Annotated in this window: 18 protein-coding genes and 1 riboswitch; of the genes, 3 read left to right on the top strand and 15 right to left on the bottom strand. The window is 25.4% G+C overall.

The window, feature by feature from the left end; all coding sequences use genetic code 4:
- Positions 1-29: 29 nt before the first annotated feature.
- Positions 30-1,472, bottom strand: a complete 1,443-nt coding sequence (locus tag AAHM97_RS01390) for an NCS2 family permease (RefSeq protein WP_342269167.1) — start codon at positions 1,470-1,472, stop codon at positions 30-32.
- A gap of 65 nt (positions 1,473-1,537) precedes the next feature.
- Positions 1,538-1,632: riboswitch (purine riboswitch) on the bottom strand.
- Between the two features lie 377 nt (positions 1,633-2,009).
- Between AAHM97_RS01390 and AAHM97_RS01385 the strand changes: the two genes are divergently transcribed.
- Together AAHM97_RS01385 and AAHM97_RS01380 are read left to right on the top strand one after the other, a co-directional pair.
- Positions 2,010-2,495 (top strand): Holliday junction resolvase RecU, encoded by a 486-nt coding sequence (locus tag AAHM97_RS01385; RefSeq protein WP_342269166.1) that lies wholly within the window; start codon positions 2,010-2,012, stop codon positions 2,493-2,495.
- A gap of 83 nt (positions 2,496-2,578) precedes the next feature.
- The gene (locus AAHM97_RS01380; protein WP_342269165.1) at positions 2,579-2,995 is read left to right on the top strand and encodes a hypothetical protein; all 417 of its coding nucleotides are present in this window, start codon (positions 2,579-2,581) and stop codon (positions 2,993-2,995) included.
- A gap of 710 nt (positions 2,996-3,705) precedes the next feature.
- On the opposite strand, the gene AAHM97_RS01375 is transcribed toward AAHM97_RS01380, so the two are convergent.
- The 8 genes from AAHM97_RS01375 to mreB form a co-directional block, all read right to left on the bottom strand.
- Complete coding sequence (locus AAHM97_RS01375; RefSeq protein ID WP_342269164.1) at positions 3,706-4,578, bottom strand: hypothetical protein; 873 nt, start codon at positions 4,576-4,578, stop codon at positions 3,706-3,708.
- Between the two features lie 19 nt (positions 4,579-4,597).
- On the bottom strand, positions 4,598-5,167 hold the full coding sequence (locus AAHM97_RS01370) for a DnaD family protein (protein ID WP_342269163.1): 570 nt from the start codon (positions 5,165-5,167) through the stop codon (positions 4,598-4,600).
- A 76-nt stretch (positions 5,168-5,243) separates the two neighbouring features.
- The gene (locus tag AAHM97_RS01365; protein WP_342269162.1) at positions 5,244-5,522 is read right to left on the bottom strand and encodes an HU family DNA-binding protein; all 279 of its coding nucleotides are present in this window, start codon (positions 5,520-5,522) and stop codon (positions 5,244-5,246) included.
- 26 nt (positions 5,523-5,548) lie between these two features.
- Positions 5,549-6,553: an NAD(P)H-dependent glycerol-3-phosphate dehydrogenase gene (locus tag AAHM97_RS01360; RefSeq protein WP_342269161.1), complete on the bottom strand. Its 1,005-nt coding sequence runs from the start codon at positions 6,551-6,553 to the stop codon at positions 5,549-5,551.
- Positions 6,554-6,564: 11 nt separating this feature from the next.
- On the bottom strand, positions 6,565-7,881 hold the full coding sequence (gene der, locus AAHM97_RS01355) for a ribosome biogenesis GTPase Der (RefSeq protein WP_342269160.1): 1,317 nt from the start codon (positions 7,879-7,881) through the stop codon (positions 6,565-6,567).
- Between the two features lie 16 nt (positions 7,882-7,897).
- Positions 7,898-8,557 (bottom strand): (d)CMP kinase, encoded by a 660-nt coding sequence (gene cmk / locus AAHM97_RS01350; RefSeq protein WP_342269159.1) that lies wholly within the window; start codon positions 8,555-8,557, stop codon positions 7,898-7,900.
- 27 nt (positions 8,558-8,584) lie between these two features.
- Positions 8,585-9,256, bottom strand: coding sequence for a hypothetical protein (locus tag AAHM97_RS01345; protein ID WP_342269158.1), 672 nt, complete (start codon positions 9,254-9,256; stop codon positions 8,585-8,587).
- A 216-nt stretch (positions 9,257-9,472) separates the two neighbouring features.
- Positions 9,473-10,498: a rod shape-determining protein MreB gene (mreB, locus tag AAHM97_RS01340; RefSeq protein ID WP_342269157.1), complete on the bottom strand. Its 1,026-nt coding sequence runs from the start codon at positions 10,496-10,498 to the stop codon at positions 9,473-9,475.
- Between the two features lie 172 nt (positions 10,499-10,670).
- Between mreB and AAHM97_RS01335 the strand changes: the two genes are divergently transcribed.
- The gene (locus AAHM97_RS01335) at positions 10,671-11,321 is read left to right on the top strand and encodes a nitroreductase family protein (RefSeq protein WP_342269156.1); all 651 of its coding nucleotides are present in this window, start codon (positions 10,671-10,673) and stop codon (positions 11,319-11,321) included.
- A gap of 1,364 nt (positions 11,322-12,685) precedes the next feature.
- Here the strand turns inward: AAHM97_RS01335 and AAHM97_RS01330 are convergent.
- The 6 genes from AAHM97_RS01330 to AAHM97_RS01305 all read right to left on the bottom strand — a co-directional run bounded on the left by AAHM97_RS01330 (position 12,686) and on the right by AAHM97_RS01305 (position 18,909).
- On the bottom strand, positions 12,686-13,573 hold the full coding sequence (locus AAHM97_RS01330) for a hypothetical protein (RefSeq protein WP_342269155.1): 888 nt from the start codon (positions 13,571-13,573) through the stop codon (positions 12,686-12,688).
- A gap of 20 nt (positions 13,574-13,593) precedes the next feature.
- The gene (locus tag AAHM97_RS01325; RefSeq protein ID WP_342269154.1) at positions 13,594-14,511 is read right to left on the bottom strand and encodes a hypothetical protein; all 918 of its coding nucleotides are present in this window, start codon (positions 14,509-14,511) and stop codon (positions 13,594-13,596) included.
- Positions 14,511-15,209 carry an ABC transporter ATP-binding protein gene (locus tag AAHM97_RS01320; protein WP_342269153.1) on the bottom strand — a complete coding sequence of 233 codons (699 nt, stop codon included), beginning with the start codon at positions 15,207-15,209 and terminating at the stop codon, positions 14,511-14,513. The genes AAHM97_RS01325 and AAHM97_RS01320 overlap by 1 nt, the downstream gene beginning before the upstream one ends.
- 313 nt (positions 15,210-15,522) lie before the next feature.
- Positions 15,523-15,750 (bottom strand): hypothetical protein, encoded by a 228-nt coding sequence (locus AAHM97_RS01315; RefSeq protein ID WP_342269152.1) that lies wholly within the window; start codon positions 15,748-15,750, stop codon positions 15,523-15,525.
- A gap of 1,105 nt (positions 15,751-16,855) precedes the next feature.
- Positions 16,856-18,634, bottom strand: coding sequence for a PTS transporter subunit EIIC (locus AAHM97_RS01310; protein WP_342269151.1), 1,779 nt, complete (start codon positions 18,632-18,634; stop codon positions 16,856-16,858).
- A 14-nt stretch (positions 18,635-18,648) separates the two neighbouring features.
- Complete coding sequence (locus tag AAHM97_RS01305; RefSeq protein ID WP_342269150.1) at positions 18,649-18,909, bottom strand: hypothetical protein; 261 nt, start codon at positions 18,907-18,909, stop codon at positions 18,649-18,651.
- Positions 18,910-18,912 lie beyond the last annotated feature (3 nt).

Below are 18,912 nucleotides of genomic sequence, written 5' to 3'. Positions count from 1 at the left end.
AATTATATCTAATTGCCCAATTTAAAATATTATATAAATGCAGTTATTACAAAGTATAGAATAAATAAAGCAGATAATAAATACATTGTTATTGAAATTTCTTTAAATTTTCTTGTTACTATCATTATAAATGTATAGAATATAATTGCTAGTGATATCCCATTCGATATAGAAAATGTCATTACCATAAATGAAATTGAAAAGAAGCCAGCAATTAGATTTTCAGGTTTATCTCAAGCCACATATTTTGATTCATTTAACATCAAAATCCCAACAAACACACAAGAAGCAGAAGTTACACATTTTGGCATCATTTGAAAAATTGGTGCTATTGCTAAACAAGATAGTATTAAAAGACCAGATACAATTGAAACAACTCCAGTTTTTCCGCCTTGTTCAATTCCAACAGAAGACTCAACTGCTGTTGTCATTGGTGTTGTTCCAAAAAGCGGTGCCATCATTGTCCCGCCAGCATCAACAATCAAGGCTTTTTTAGAAATTTCTCTTTTAAACTTTGTTTGACGATTTAATTTATCATTAAACACCATCATTGTTCCCGTTGCATCAAAGAAGTTAATTAATGTAATAATAAATATTGAGATGTAGAATGTAGGATTTGTTCATACAGATTTATCTTTCATTCTCGAGAATACATGTGACATATTATTCTTTATACCAAATAAATAATTATAATCTCAATGAATTCCACCTCTAAGGTTGGCATTTGCAATTAAATTAAAAGATGAATTATCTTCACTAATTGTATTTGCAATTATTAGAGCAACAATAAACATTATAACTATTCCAATAGCCGCTGCCCCTGTAACATTGTTATAATATAACCCTAAAATTATCATTAATGTTAGCATTCCTAAAATTATTCCTAGATAATTTTCCTTAAATTTAGATAATGAAGCAACAGGCATACCATTATTTAATGAGAATCATCCCATATTTTTTAAACCAACATAGGCAATAAATAATCCTATGCCAATACCAAAAACTTTTGTTAAACTTTCTGGTATTGCCTTAATAACATAAGATCTTAAAGGGGTTATTGAAATTGTAAAAAATAAAATTGATGAAATCATTGTTGCCATCATTGCGCCCTCAAAATATAATGGTTGTGCACTTGTATAGGCAATATTTATAAATAGCCCGGTCATACCCATTGAAGCAATAATAGTTATTGGCACATTTGCAAATAATCCCATAAGAATTGAGAAGAAAGCAGAGACTAAGACTGTTGCAAAGAATGTACCCAGATAATAAGCATCTTTTCCATCTGAAAATGAGTGACCAATCGGATTAGTTACTATTAAACTTGGTTGAACTGACAATATATATATTATTGATAAAAAAGTTGATATCCCAGCTATAAGTTCTTTTTTAAAGATAGCTTCTAATTTATCAAACTTAAAGTATTTTTCGATTCCTCTAATCGTTCTTTTATTTGTTAATTTATCTTTCACGCTAAATCCTTTCATATATTTACAAAAAAAAGACAATAATACAGAAAAACTGTGTATTAATGTCTTTTAAAAATAAAGACACTTATAGTCTTAGATAGGTCTAAGGTAGAAACACCCTCCCAATATGAGGATATATACAAGTTTCATATGTATTGAATTTTTAATGATAAATTAATTATATAATAACTATATTTAAAATAACAAGCAAAATTACCTATAATTTTATATTTAAGGTGAAAAAATGGGGAAAAATCAAGATATATAATTATATTAATTTGCAGGTATAGCTATATCGCGTATTTATGATTATTATCTTAATAATATACCCCCTTATTTGATGATAAACCTAGAATTTTTCAGTCAGTTATTGCTACAATTTCTTAATATATTCTTGAATAAAATTATATTTACTATTAGCAATTGCCTTATCTAATATTCATAATCTCACTTAGTTTATTTTATTTTATTTTTTTTATTTTGTTATTTCTATGCACAAATTATACAAAAATGGTGTTTATATATTTGGGAGAAATATTTATGATTTTAAATAATAGAGGCATGTTTTTAGAAAGTGTTATTAATAATTCAATAGAAAATAATAAAGATAATAATAATTATTTGTTAGCGAAAACTTCAGTTACTAATAAAATTATTTCGATTGACACTGATAATTTTGTTAAAGCAAAATTATTAAAAAATGATTTTTGTGATTATATTGGTGTTTATAAAGGGACCTATTTAGAAATTGAGGCAAAGGAAACTGAACTAGAATATTTTAATCTAAGTAATATTAAAAAACATCAATTTAAAAAATTAACTAATGTTTCAAAACACAATGGTGTTGCACTTATTTTTATTTACTTCCATGAAAATGAAAATATTTATGTTGTTGATATCAAACAATTTATAGAGTTAAATATTCGTAAAATTCCATTGGAATGGTTTAATGAAAATTGTTACTCAGTTAAAATAGATAATTTGTTTTTAGATTTAGAATTAATACTTAAAAAATTTATTACTTAATAGTGTAAAGAATAAAAACTATTTTAAAAATTACTTTTTTCTATTCTAAATAGTGTAGAATAATACTTATGGAGGAATAAAAAATGAGTAAAATGCATAGTGTATTATTAACAGTACTTGCAACAATATTTTTAATGTTTGCATTAATTGTAAATGAAGCATTTGGTTATGCTGGACTAACATTAGGAGATATTAACAGCAAATCTGCTGGATATGGAATAACTATAGGTGCATTAGCTATCCTTGGATTTTCAATATTAATTAGTTTTATGTTTATATTTATTAGAATTGAGGCTGGAGAATTAATATTTAAAATTATTATTCACGCATCAATCTTACTAGCATATTTATTATTAGTTGTAGGTATCGTATTTTTTGCAAAAGATGGAATGCTTTCATCTTTGGGAAAAGCAAGACAATACGGAATATGAATCGGGGCCATAGCTTTATATACAATTGGATTTGCACCAACAACAGGTCTTTTATTTAAACAATGATAAACGATAATATTTTAAAGATAATTATTAATTTATAATTATATATCACATACCATTTCTCTATAGAAATGGTATTTTATTTCCAATAAATTTTGTATTTACTTTGTATATAGGTCTTATATCCTATCAATAAACTTATACCAAAATAAATATAGCTAAATTAATTGATAATTTATAAATAATATATACAAAAAAGGAAGATAACTCTAATAAAACGTAGTTAGCCTCCTTTTTTTATATTTACCATTCTCATATTTTATAAGTTTTTTAGAGATTATATTCACCCTTCTTGTAAATTATTAAACTTTGTCATTTTTTATAAAAAAGTAAAATTTTTAAATATCTAACTCTATTTAAAAATACTTATTATATTTTTATTATAGAAAAACGGCTCTAAGTAGAGTGGTTGATCTATAACCGTTCTACTTTTAATCCTTTTAAATTATAATTTATTTCCTTGAAAAATTTTAATTTGTAATAAATTTTTAGAAACAATTATAAAAATGTTTTATAACTTTAAATATTCTACTGAATGATTCAAAAAAATTTTCTTTAACCCAACACTTTAAACTTTCTGTAGAAGAGTGATATTTAAAAGCTCTATTTTTATTACTAAATCTTGAACATCTTTCAATTTATTTAGGAATAATTTTTAATTTTAATGCTCATATTTTAAATATATGAATAATATTTAAAATAAAACATGATATATTTTAAAAATCAAAAAAATTTACCCAAATCATAAAATAATATAATAAAATATTTAAACATTTTCTTTTTTGTTTTTTAGTTTTTAATTTATGGTATTCTTGAATTATCTTGACGTGAAAATATCATAGTTCTTTATATATGTCAACAATCTCATGATTTAATTTTTTTACCATATCTTTTTCATCTAGAGAATAATTATTTCCTGTAATAAAAAATATGTTGTGCTTACTTTTTAAAAAATAATTGTCGAAATTTAAAAAAACAAAATTTTTTGAAAATTCATAATTCTCAAAGAGATCTTCCATTGTAACAGATTGTCTAACAAAAGCATGTCTTAAAACATTTCTTAAAATTTCTCTATTTTTAATAATTGTTTCAAAAAGTTTTACAAACGATGGGATAAGTAATAGGTCAATCATAACAATTGAACCTTCAGCTATGAATTTATATTCCTCTTCAAAAAAATATATTACTTGTGTTGAAAAAATAATTGAATTTAGAAAATTCACAACAACAATAGTTTTTAAATAACCAATAGATGAATACTTTATAATTCTCTTAAGCGTGCATTTTCAATCTTTAAGCTCCAAAGATTTATCATATATAACAAGAGAAGAGTGGTATAAATCTGTTGAAAATCAACCCATTAATGAAAATAAAATAAGAAATCAAAAATCTAAGAATATATTAACGGTAGCTAATATTTCATTTTTTATTACAAATATATTAACCGGATTTATCACTACCAAAATAAAAAAACACAATACATAAAAATTAAATCTCATTTTTTGAGTATTGTTTTTTTCCATATATGAATCAATCTTAAGTATTCCTTTATTTATAATTGAATTATTTTTAAAGATATCTTTTTTCATATTTGTTTTATTCTATATATTAAATATCAACTCAATTGAATGTTGAAAATTTAATTGAAGTTGTTTCATGAAGTTTTTTAAGAATTCTAATTAATTCATTGCTATCTTGAATATGCTGTTTTGGTTCTAGATTATCATGAACATATGACCAAGATAGACCACTATTAAATAATGCTATTATTATTTCCTTATCACTGTCTGAAAGTATAATGTTATAACTTTTCCTTACATACAGAGTAAGTTTTTTTAGCGCATCACTATTATTAATATTCTCAAGTTCTATTTCATAAATTATTTTATTGTATATTGGTGAAAAATTTATCTTTTGTGTACCAGAAGATTTGTTTTTTTCTATATTAAAAAACTTATTTTCTATTAAAATGTCAATTTCTTTAGAGATACACTCCTTTGAAATATTCATATATTTTGAAATTTCTGATGGCATATATACACGATCAGATTCTCTTTTTAAAGAATTTATCAAAAGAATGATTATTAATTGATTTTCAGAGATACCTATTTTTTTATAGTATCTAATTAGTAAAGCTTCACTATTTAAATATCCTCGGTCAAATAATTCATAAATCATTTCATATCTCCTATTTTAAAGAAAAAAAAATATATAAATTGTTATATTTATATAAAAATCTTTTTATTAAATTGTTTTATTTTGCAACAGCATCTTTTAATTGTTTTGCTGCTTTAAATTTAGTAACTGTTGTTGCGGCAATTTTAATTTTTTCACCTGTAGATGGATTTACACCTTCACGAGCAGCTCTGTCTGCTGTTAAAAATTTACCAAATCCAGCTATTGCTATTTCTTCTCTATTAACTAATGAAGATGCAATTTCATCAAAAATAAATGATATTATTTTTTCACCTTCAGACTTTGATGATAAGTCGAAACTAGTTGCAAGTTTCTGTGCTAATTCTGCCTTTGTCATTTTTTATTTTTACCTTTCAAATTATTTTAATATTTCGCCATTGAATTTGGGAATATTTTTTTAACCCCTAAACTTGGCTTATGTTTATTATACAATATTTCATACATTAATTCAAATAAGGGCATAGAAATATTGTTGATTTTTGCAATTTCTACTGCTAATTTGCAGGTTAAAACACCTTCTACCGTTACTTTATGTGACTCTAATACTTTTTGGGCGCTATCATTAAAAGCAATACTATTTCCCAATGAAAAATTTCTAGAACCTTTTGAACTTGCTGTAAGAACTAAATCTCCCATTGTGGCAAAATTTAGAAAGGTTTCTTCCTTTGCACCAAAATGCTTAGCAAATCTACATATTTCTTGGTGACCAATTGTTATTAAACAAGCATGCGCATTGTCTCCATATCCAAATCCATCAATTATTCCACAAGCAATAGCGATAGTATTTTTTAATGCTCCCGCAATTTCACAGCCCAAAATATCTGTAGTTGTTTGGACATAAAAATGATCATTTATAAATAATTTTGCCAATTCATTGGCAATTTCAATTTTCTCATTAGCCATCATTACACAAGTCGGCTTTTTCATAATACATTCTTTTGCTAATGATGGCCCATAAATACCACCATATGAAATTATGTTTTTGCTATCCCTAAAATAGTTTTTAATCTTTTTAGAAAGAAAATTATGATTATCACCAACCAATCCCTTGGCAGTGTTTATAATATGAACTGGGTGGTCTATGTTTTTGTCTAATAGTTCTAGAATTTTTTCAATTGCAAAAGTTGGAACACAAATTATAACAACATTTGCATCATTTAATGCCTCTTTAATATCACATGTTGCATTAATATTTTTATTTATTAGAATATCCCCAAAAAATTCTTTATTCAAATTATTCTTGTCAATATCTTCTACTTGTTTTCTATCAATTCCATACATTGTTACCTGATTATGATTTTCTGCTATTACATTTGCTAAGACAGTGCCATATGCTCCTGTTCCAATAATTGCTACTTTTGATTTCATATATAATACCTCTATTTCTTTTCTCTGAATATAATATTGATTGGTACACCATCAAAATTAAAATGAGCGCGTATTTGGTTCTCTAAAAATCGTTTATATGAGAAGTGCACATAATTTGGGTTGTTAACAAATAATACAAAAGTTGGCATATATGCCTTTACCTGATTTACAAAATAAATTTTTAATCTTCCACCATTGAAATCTGGAGCAGGATTGATAAGTTGTGCTTTATTGAATATTTCATTAAGAATACTTGTTTTTATTCTTTTTGACATATTCTCTTTAACAAGATCGATTGTTTCAAATACGTTATGAATTCTAGTTCTTTCTATTGCGGACGTAAATACTATTTTAGCATACTGCAAATATTTAAAATAACTTCTAATTTCCTTTTCTTTTTTATTCATTGCAGCCGAAGATTTATCTTCAACTAAATCTCATTTATTTGCAATAATAATAATTGGTTTTTTTTCATCAAATGCAAGACCACCAATATTTGTATCTTGGTCTATAATTGAGTTTGAAATATCAACCACAAGAATAACAATATCAGATTTATTAATACTAGATAGCGATCTTAAATAACTATATTTTTCTATATTTTCATATATCTTGCCTCGTTTTCGAAGACCAGCAGTATCAACTAAAATATAATCTTTTCCTTTGAACTTTATTCTCGTATCAACCGAATCTCTTGTTGTTCCAGGGATATCTGAAACGATCATTCTATCTTCATTTACAAGCGAATTTAATAAAGATGATTTTCCTACATTGGGACGACCAACAATTGTTATTTTTAGTTCATTATCATCATAAACAGATTCTTCTTTTGGAATTTTATTAAATATTCCATCCATCAAGTCTCCAATACCTATTCCATGGCTTGAAGATATTAAATAAGGTTCACCAAATCCAAGAGACATAAATTCATATTTTTCATAACCACTATCTTTATTATCATATTTATTTGCTACTAAAAGAATTGGTTTATTTGCTTTATATAATAATTTTGCTACCTCTTCATCTTCATTTGTTATTCCCTCTTTATAGTTTATTAAAAATAAAATAACATCAGCTTCTTCAATTGCAATCTGTGCTTGAAGTTTTATCTGCCTTGAAAATGGAAGATCATCGTTAAAAACTATACCACCAGTATCAATGAGAATAAAAGGTATTGTAATTCATTCTCCTTGTCCATATATTCGATCTCTTGTTACACCAGGAGTATCTTCGACTATAGATTTCCTTTCTTTAATTATTCTATTAAAGAAAGTTGATTTTCCAACATTAGGACGTCCAACAATAGTAAATACTTTTTTTTGAGCCATAATGTTAGCCTTTCTTTTAATTTATAATACTATAAATTTTTTCTAAAATTTTTTCAACCGATTCTTGAAATGAATAATTAGTTGAATCAAATATTCAAGCATCTGGCACTATTTTAAGTGCTCCAATTTCACGGGATTTATCGGTCATATCTCTTTGTCTAATTGATTCATATATTTCATCATAACTTGCCTTGTTATTAATCTTTAATCTTTGTTTTAATCTTCGTTTTGCTCTCTCTTCAATAGAACAATCAAAATAGACCTTTAACTCAGCATCACATAATACAACACTAGTTATATCCCTTCCAACCATAATGTTTCTTTTTTCTTTTACCATTTCTTTTTGTAAAGTGACCATTTTATCTCTTACAATATCAACAACAGAAACTTTATTTATATTTTTTATAACAATATCAGATTCAAGTAATAAAGAAACGTCCTCACCATTAATAATAATTTTATTATCTGTAATTAAAATATCAAGATCTTTTAATACCTCATTAATATGATTCTTATTATTAAAGTCAATTTTCTTATTTGCACATAATCAAGTAAATGCTCTATACATGACACCAGTGTCAATAAAGTTGTAACCAATTATTTTACTAACTTCTAAAAATGTGCTCGACTTTCCGCTGCCAGCTGTTCCATCAACTGCTATATTTATATTTTTCATAAAATTTGTCCTTTTTATATTATTATATTACTTAATAACCAAAAGTAGTATTGCACATATAACCATTATTAAAAAAACTGATATGTATATTCAAACATATTGTCTCTTCTTTTGCTTTCGATTTAATAATTTATAGGATGCTTGAGCAACAGCTGTTGCATCGTCTAATCTATTCATAATATCTCTTACAGATTCAGCCACTTTCTTATTGGCGGTTAGTTTAAATTTCTCTAAACTTTTTGTGTCAATATCATCAAATGCTGCTTTTTTTGCTTTTGCAATTATATCGTAAGATTTATTTTCTCTAAGACTTCGTAATTTTTTTTCTTCTTCAATTGTATCATTATATGCTTTATAATCTTTTGAATTGAAAGTATAATTTTCATTGCTATTTCAATAATCTTTTTCATCATCATTATCATATTTAAAAGGTTGAAGTTCGCTAAGTATTTTCTTGATTTTGATTTTAATACTCTCATCAACATTATATTTAGTTTTTTCTGGTTCAACATATGGGTCTGTTGATTTTTTATTTAAATCTTTTAATTTTAATACTTCACTATATAAGTTAACATCAATAACCTTTAATGCAGCAAAAATTTCATCTAAATCCTCTGTTGATTTTAAATCTTTTTCAATGTCACTAATTTCTTGATTTATTCTATGATATAATTCCCGATTTTTCTCACTTCTCTTCATAAATTACCATTCATTACTCTCTTATTATATATTTATTTTGTACATATTTCTTGTATAATTGACATTGACGAATAGATTAATAAAGAATATGGCATATTTTGCCTAAATAATAAAAAATCTCCAAACAATGAAATAGTTGACAAAAATATTGTTTTTATCTTACAGTTTCAGCGGATAGAGACTGGTTAATCACTATTCTTTAAATAATAATTTATTTTACTCATCATATAGATTTGTGTTTGAAGATGAATTTTGGTAAATTTCAATTGCTTTTGATTCAAAACTACGTGTCCCATTTATAACCGCTAACAATGGTTGGTCACCCATTTTTACTGGCAATTGGATAGTATCTGCAACATATTTAGCCATTCCTTTGATCAAACTTGTTCCACCACAAAGAGTAATACCATTTCTAAATATATCTCCAGCTAATTCAGGTGGAGTTGATTCTAAAACTTGTACAGCAAGGTCTATTATTCTAGAAACCGGAACCTTTAAAACTTCTTGAATTTCTTGAGGAGTTAATAAAACCTGTCTAGGTAAACCAGAAACTAAATCTCTCCCATATGCATAAAGATTATCTAAGTCTCCAACCTTAACTAGATTTCCAATTTTTATTTTTATATTCTCAGCTGTAGTTTCTCCAATATCCATACCGTGTTGAGCACGAACGTATTTTTGTATTTCTTTTGTAAGAACTGTTCCAGCAATTTTTATCGATTTTGAAAGAACTACATCTCCCGATGATAGAACAGCAATGTCTGTTGTTCCCCCACCAGAATCAATAACCAATTGTCCAGAAGGGGCTGAAATATTCACCCCTCCTCCAAGGGCTGCCATTTTGACTTCTTCTTGCATTATCACAAAGCTAGCACCAAGTTTATATGCTATTTTTTCAAGCGCAGATTTTTCTAATGACGTAATTATACTTGGGTATGCAATTACCATAATGCAGCCCTTGATTGTTTGTTCAATTCTTAATCTTTTAACAATGTACTCTAATTGTGTTTGCGTAGTTTTAATGTCTGTAATGACACCATCAACCATTGGTTTGACAACTCGAATATTTTTATTACTTTTTCCTATTAATTTTGCCGCCTCTATTCCGACAGCGATTATTTTTTGATCTGATATCCTTAGAGCAATAATTGATGGCTCATTGTAAACTATTCCTTGCCCACCAATGTACATCAAAGTATATGATGTTCCTAAATCTAATGATACGTATGCTGGTTTTTTCATTATTTTCCTCACTTATATACTTATATATTATAATAAATAATCAGAAAAAACATACTTTTCTTTTTGTTTGTGGGTAATCTTTTGATTATTACAAACAAAAATATTTATGATAATAACTATTAAAAAAAATGAGAAATATGATAATATTATAATAGATAAAAGAGGAATATTTATGAAAAATTTAAATGAAGTTATTAAAAAAAGACATACAACAAAAAGATATATTGATGGGCCAGATTTAACAAAAGAACAAATAGAAAATATAATAGATGCAGCATATCTTGCACCATCTGCTACGAATTTTCAAGATTCTCAAATAGTAATCATAACAAATAAATCAAAAAAAGAAGAATATGCAGAGTTTTTTGAAGAATCAAATAAAATAAATATTTTAAAAGCAAAAGCTTTAATTATATTTATTGGGACACCATTTAAGGTGTTACTATCTGATAATTATAAGAGAATCTATGATACTATAAAAGATTTTGCAGCTAAAGATGCGTTAGATGAAACTGCAAAAGGTGTTATAAATTACTATACAAAAGTATCTAAATATACAGACACAATAGATATAACATCAAGTTCCATTCAATTAGCTTTTGTGCTATTGCAAGCAACAGATATTGGGTTTGAAACAACACCAATGATGGGATTTAATACTTCAAAATTAGAAGAGTTTATGATCAAAGAAAAAACAATGGTGCAGGGACAGAGAATAAATGTCACTGCTTCATTGGGGTATGCAGATAAAAATGATGAATTAAATATTAAAGTTGCCAAAAGACATAGATTTGCAAAAGAAAATATGTATAAAATAGTTTAATTAATAATAGGAAATAAAATCTATAGTGAATAGACCAAATGTGTAATATTAAAAAAGGTAACCTTTAAAAAAATGAGATGATACGATTTGTATGCTAACATATTTATAAATTTTTATTTTTAATAAAATCTCTAAATATGTTTTGAAAATATTAAAGTGAATTAAGGCGGTTCTTAAATGATTTATAAAATTATTGTTTAATTCATCTTTTAGTATTGGTTGATTTAGTATGTTTAAAGTGGAGTTACATATTAATAATATAAAATAATCGCAACCTCATGCGAAAGATTGACTAACCTTTTTTATTTAAGTTTGAATAGCAAAATAGTTATTTTCAATATATTTAATATGCAACATAATTTTTTAATAATTGTTTAAATATTTTCAAAATTTAAATTAGATATGAAAAAAATTATAATAAATAAATCATATGAAATTTTACATAATGTTTAGTTTGTTTTTTATTTATAAATACATCTTTAAATATGATACAACAATTAAATTTTTTATTATGACTAAATGCATGTTATAATTTACAATCAAATTATTCTTAAGATTTTGTTTAATTATTATGGGTTTACTTTTCTGTACTAACAACATCTATTGAAAATTTTATCAAATATTTTAATTGTTAATCAAGGATAATTTTTCGACAAATACTAGTATTAAAGATACTTTTAGTCTACTTATTTATTGCAAAATAATTTTCGAGATTATTAATGTTGTATAAAATATCAAATTCTATAGTTACTAATTGTATTTAATTTAGATACATTTTGGGGCTCACAGGGTAATAATTTCAATATTTGAATTAAAATCTTTTTTAGCAGGCTAAAGGCCTTTTAAAATTAACAATACTGCCGATCAATACACCAACACACAAAATTTTTGAAATTGTTTAAATTTCCTTATATGTATCGCAAAATGAATGGTGTTTATATTGCCTAGTCTTTATCACTTTATTATATCGATACTTCATCATTCAGTTTATTGAATTTTTTTGTAAATTATTCTAATCCTAGGATTTTAATTTGTTCATATAAATCCATTATTTTCATGTTCTATTTTTTTAATTTCCTATCCCATAAAATTTCTCCGAACTAAATTTTTGTTTATATTCACATCTTTCATCAAAGACACTTTTAATTCTTATATATCATCATATTAAGAAAGTAATTTGTGAAATAGTTGTTCTACAAAGATTGTGCCACTTTTTTTAAATATTTCAATGATCTTCGTTTTTTTTATGTTCAAATAATGCAAAATATTTTAATTTGTAACTCTATTTTTTATAAAAACAACTTCTATACTTACAAGTTAAATATTAACTACTACCTCTAATTTTACTCTCACTTATATTAAGACTATATTAGCATATCTTTTTTATTATAAACCTTTACAAAAGGGTAGCAAAATCCACAAGTGGTTGTTAAAAGAAAGAAAGAAATTATTATACTAGGTAACATATTTATTTTTTTTCATGAATTTACTGTTAAAACGTCACCATTTTTATTTGTTATTTGTACTGCACTACTTTGGTCTAGATTAATATTTTGCCAAAATGGGTCATATGCTAAATTGAGAATATTAAAGTATTTTAAGAAGTTTGTTTTTAGAAAAAGATCAAGAACAATAATTATAATTGTATAAATAAGAAAACAAAAAATTAAGCTATTTGCTAGATATTGATGGTCAATAAGCAAAATAAAGATAAAGAACGTAGCTACATTCAAAAAATAAATAATGCAAAGAAAATTTAATGACTGAATGAAATATCCTTCAATTTCTTTACCGCTAATTAAATAACTCTCACAAATAAAGACTAAACTAATTAAGGACTCAATTAAAAATAAAAATGTTGATAAAAGTCAAATGAAAATTAGTTTATAAATAATAATTTGTGTTTTTGATAATCCTTGTGTTAACCAATAACATATAATTTCACTATTAACTTCATTATAAAAGATAATATTTAAAAAAACAACCGTCACAATCAAATATAAAAAAATAAACACAGGCCCATATAAAAAATAATGGTCAAAAAATGTAATCGAATTTCTTTTGAAAAAACCACCTTGACCAGTTTCATAGCTATCATTAAAAACAGGTTTGCTAAAATTATAATAAGAATTACAACTTATAATTAAGATTGCAATCGAAATTAAAGACCACATGCAAAAAATAAACAAAATAAGTTTTCAATTTGTATAAAAATAAAATCGCATGTATTTGTTTAAGCTCTTTTTTTTCATATTATCTTCCTTGTCTATATTTAACAATGTATTTGTTTTTTTTGAAAAATTAATAATCCCCCATAAATACAAACTCCAGTACCAAGTATCATAGAAATTGCTATGATATAATTATATAATGGTTTAATTGATTTTCAATCATAAATAAATATAACTCCATGGTCTTTATTTATGATTTGATGAACACCACGATTAGAAAAATCATATTGATCAGAATAAGATGTTCCTCCATCAAAGGGATTATAAATTAAATTAAATATATTCACATAACTGAAATCAATTTTTTTCAAAAAAATTGATAAAAATAAAATTAATATAACTAAGACTAAAAAACCAGTAATTATACAATTAACCAATCTTTGCTTTTCAATTCAAAAATTAACAATTAAGAAAAATAAACTATTAATAAATAAAACAAAAGCAAGAAAATTTAACGTTTGGGATATAAATGCATATATTTCAGCTTCGCTAATATAATATGCATTAATCACAAAAGCTAATGAAATTGTAAATTGAATTAAAAACAATAATAAAAAAATTGAAAAGATAAAAAAGCATTTGTATAATAATATTTTAGTGCGAGATAGATTATGACTAAGTCAATATGAAATTGTTTTATTTGTTAATTCCTTCATTAAAATTTTATTTCAAAATAGTGTTCCCACAATTAGATAAAAACAACCAGCAAAACCTCCATATAAAAAGTATTTATTAATTGTTGCTAGAGAAATTCTAGAACTACCTTTGCCACCATTAATAGTTTTTTGTTCATATGCAGCCCGAAAATCTGGTTTACTAAAACCATAATCAGATGTCATACTATACAAACAAAAAATTAATGTTAACACTATTCACAAACAAAAAATTGCTAAAATTGTTCTTCAATTAGTTCTTAAATAATATAAAAAGGAAGCGATAAATTTACTCTTAGATTTCATTATAACTCTGCTCCATACAAATCTTTAAAGATTTGTAATAAATCATTATTTTTAATTTCATTAGAATCCAATGATTTTAGAATATTACCATGATTAATAAAAAATATTTGGTCACATAATTCTTGAGATTCAGAAATAATATGAGAACAGAGAAAAACTGTTGTTTTGTAATCATTTTTTAATTTCAAAATTAACTTATTAAACTTTATTTGCATTACCGGGTCTAAACCAGAGGTTGGTTCATCGAGAATAATATATTTTGGTTTGTGCATTAATGCACCAATGATAGATACCTTTTGCTTATTTCCTTTTGATAATTTCTTTATTTTTTTATTTACATCCAAATCAAAATATTTGACTAAAGAATCAACTCATTTTGGATCAACATTTTCCTTAAATAATTTTGTTAGGTTCAACCAATATTTAACAGAAACACTTTCAAAAAGTGCTAATTCTCCTGGGACATAACCAATATCTGCCATTATTTTTTTGGAATTATTTCAAGAATTAATATTGTTAAATGTTATTTTACCTTCATCAGACTTAATAAAACCAAGCATTTGCCGTACTAATGTTGTTTTTCCAGCTCCATTTGGCCCAATTAAACCATAAATTTTTCCGTCTTCAATATTAATATTAATATTTAAATTTACAAAATTTTCCTTATATTTTTTACTTACATTCTCGATTTTAATCATTATATAATTAACACCACTCTATATATATTAATTATACACTTAAAACAAACAAATTTACTTTTTTTATTATTAAAATAAAAAAAGTAAAAAAAATAGAATGGTTAAAAAATAAACCAATCTACTTAGACTTAATTGTAGAATTTTCCTTATATATTATGTAGTTGAATAAAATAATATCTTTAATAAACCATTGTTATAGAATAGACACCAACATAGCCAAATCCTTTTCCAGCACTGTTAACATAAACATCACCCTCATTAAAAGCGGTAACAACATCATTAATTTTAAAATGAAAGTAGAATATTTATTAGATTAATGGTCACTTAGAGTCATTTTTTCTCTATTTAATTCTTCATTTTTTTGAATTTTTCGTTCAATTAAATGAACATGATGTCTGATGCAAGTTTCTAATTCAAAAAGAGTAAATAATAAAACAACTGGAATTAATACCCATTTTAGTCAATAAAAATTATTTGAAATTATTTGAAATTCAATTATTATAGTAATTACAGAAAACAAAATATAGGTAAACGACCACATAATTCAACCTAAAACTCAATCATATATTTTTTTCTATTTTGTAACATAAATGAAACTCTTTTAAACATTTTCCCCACCATCTTTATCATTTTTTTATTCATTAAATAAAATGAAATTTTGAGTATAAAGTAATACAATAAAATAAATATTGACATTAAAGTAAAAAAAATTAAAAGTAAGATTGGGTTTTTAAATAAATAAATATCTAAGATTATTAATCCAATAATTATAAGGCATATAGAAATTAGCAGAAAAATAAATAAGCAAAAAATAAACTTATGCTCATTCTTTTTTTGAAAAATAAACTTATGCATTATTATCAGTTTTTCACTTCTCTTCATAGATATATATCCTCCATAAATTATTATACTCTTATTGTTTTTTATTACAATGTGATAAAATAATAATTTCTATAATCACAAAAAAGGAAGAAAAAAAATTAATAGAACTATTTGATAATTAAAAAACTCTCTGTTTTTTTAGCCAAACATTAATTAAAAATCTATTTGATACTTTCTTTTTTCATTTTAATCCAGTGGTAATAATAAGATCTTGTTATTTTTTGATTTTGAATAATACATAAATTTTATGTATAGTTTTATAGTTTTCAATAAATTCATATTTATTGAAAACTATTTTTTTTGTGTAAGTTTCCCATCATCTCATCGAACTTTTTTAATATCTCAAGCTCAACTCTCTATTTTTAAGTTGCTTATTCAATCTAGGAATTGCAATGACTTTTGGATGTTTGATAGTTGTTAACTTTATTCTTATATATGTAAGTTTACTATTATTATTTTCTATTGCTTTTTCTTCCTAAATTTGATAATTTAAACACTATCTTCTTGCAATGTGGTATGATAAATTATTTTCTCAGCACACAATTAAATGCTAAGTCTTGATCAAAATCTTACTTGACAATTATTAATTTGTTTTTTTTAAATAAAAAATCTCCTACATATACAATAATTTTATCTCAAAACTAAACCAATTTTTTTAAATTGCTTTTTGTTTTTTTTATTATTGTATACATAAGAGATTACTTTCTTACTAATATGATAATATTTTTTAATTATAATTAATTTAAACTTATATTTTAATTTTATTAAGCTGTTTTTTTATCTTTTCAAATAATTTCAAATTCTCTAGCCACGTGTTCAACATCAGGCCCTACAATTATTTGTAATGATGTTTTACCTAATTTTTTCATACCAAATGCACCGGCACTTTTAATAGCCTTTTCATCAGCTTTTGAACTATCTTTTACAATTAATCTCAATCTTGTTGCACAATTGTCAACTTGTTCAACATTATCTATACCAACTGCATCTAATAATTTTTGTGCCATTACAATGTGTTTTTCTTTTGATGTTGATTTTCTTACTTTACCATTGGTACCAATTATTTCATTACTTGATAAAGAGTCATCAAGAGCTTCGTCTCTTCCTGGTGTTTTAATATCAAAGTGTCGTATTCATCATGAGAATGTAACAAAGTATACTGCTGCTGCAATAATAGTTAACACTAATAATCACAATGGATTTGAGAAGAAGTGTGCTGCTCCAGATTTAGCTGCTGAATATCCTCAAGCTTGTGGCATAGAAACAATATAATCAATAAAGCCAGCTGAGAATGCAAATCCTACTTGAATTTGCATAAGAACAGAAACTGCTGCAAATATAGCTGTAAGAGCTGCATGGATTACATATAAACCAGGTGCTATGAAAACAAATGAAAATTCAATTGGTTCTGTAATTCCACATAAAAATGCAACTCCAGCAACTCCACCTAAAAATCCTGCTACCTCTGTTCTTCTATCTTTGGGCGACGCATATATCATTGCAATTGCTGCCGCAGGGAGACCCCCCATCATTATTGGAAAAAATCCAGATTGGAATAAACCACCACCTTCAATACCTTTTGAAAATGCTGTTATATCTCCATTTACTGTTGTTTGGTCTGTACCAATTGAACCACTACCAGGGCTAACTACGTGTCCTGTCATTGGCATTTGGAATCAAAAGAATACATTTAATACTTGGTGTAACCCAAATGGAATTAATAAACGGTTTAGGAATGAGTATAAAGACACTCCAAAAACCTTAATAAAAAGGTTATCTCCTGTTAAATATTTTCCTAAACTAACCAAACCCAATTGTACCCAAGGTCAAATAACTGCTAACGCAAATGATACTGGTATTGTCAAGACAACAACCACCATAGGTACAAATCTTTTTCCACCAAAGAATGATAATGCTTTTGGTAGGTTGGTATCTTTAAATTTGTTATATGACCAAGATGCAAAGGAACCAGCAATAATACCACCCAGTGCACCTAGGTTTAACATCCAAAGTGATTTACCACCTTTATTCATATAAAGTAGAGATGATAATTTATTACCTTTACCATCTACGATTGATGAATCATTTTTCATTGCGTTTTGATAAAATAGGGTTGCCAAACCACCCTCTCCCAACATTTTTTCTAAAATTAAATAAAATAATGCACCAGCAATTGCAGCTTCCCCCCTATGGTCTTTTGACAAACCAAAGGCGATCCCAATTGCAAAGAAGAAAGCAAGATTGTCAAATGCTACTCCTCCCGCCATTGACATGATATGAGATATTCAATACCCAAAGCTATTTGTGATTATTTTATCATCCCCAACAGTTGATGTGCTATATGTCTCTCCTAGGTTTCCCAGCCTATTAAAAATTGCACAAAATGGTAAAATTGCAATTGGATACTGCAATGCTTTCCCAAACTCTTGCAAGATGTTAAGAATTTTTGACAAATAATTATTTTTAGTTTTTCCTTCAATAACATCTGTATTGTTTTTTGAGTTTATCAAACTTAGACTTGTATGTGTTTTTTGTTTAAACATATTTTATATCCTTTCTATGGTATAAATAACGGTTCAAATGATATACTTATAAAAATTAATGCCACACAGAACATTCCAAATGGAATTATGTATAAGATAGCATTTCCCCAAAATCTCATTATAAAATTAGAGTTTGGATTTATTCTGTTAAATGTTGTGTGGCCTTCTTTTTTGATTTTTTTTATATGGATTGTAAATATTGCTATATAAACACAAAAACCAATTAATGCAATAATACCAACCACAAAGAAGTAAATAGCTGTACTATGTTGCATTTT

This window comes from Spiroplasma endosymbiont of Aspidapion aeneum, assembly GCF_964031045.1.
Taxonomy (GTDB): domain Bacteria; phylum Bacillota_I; class Bacilli_A; order Mycoplasmatales; family Mycoplasmataceae.
Note: the sequence above shows the minus strand (reverse complement) of the source record. Positions and strands in the feature narration are given on the sequence as shown.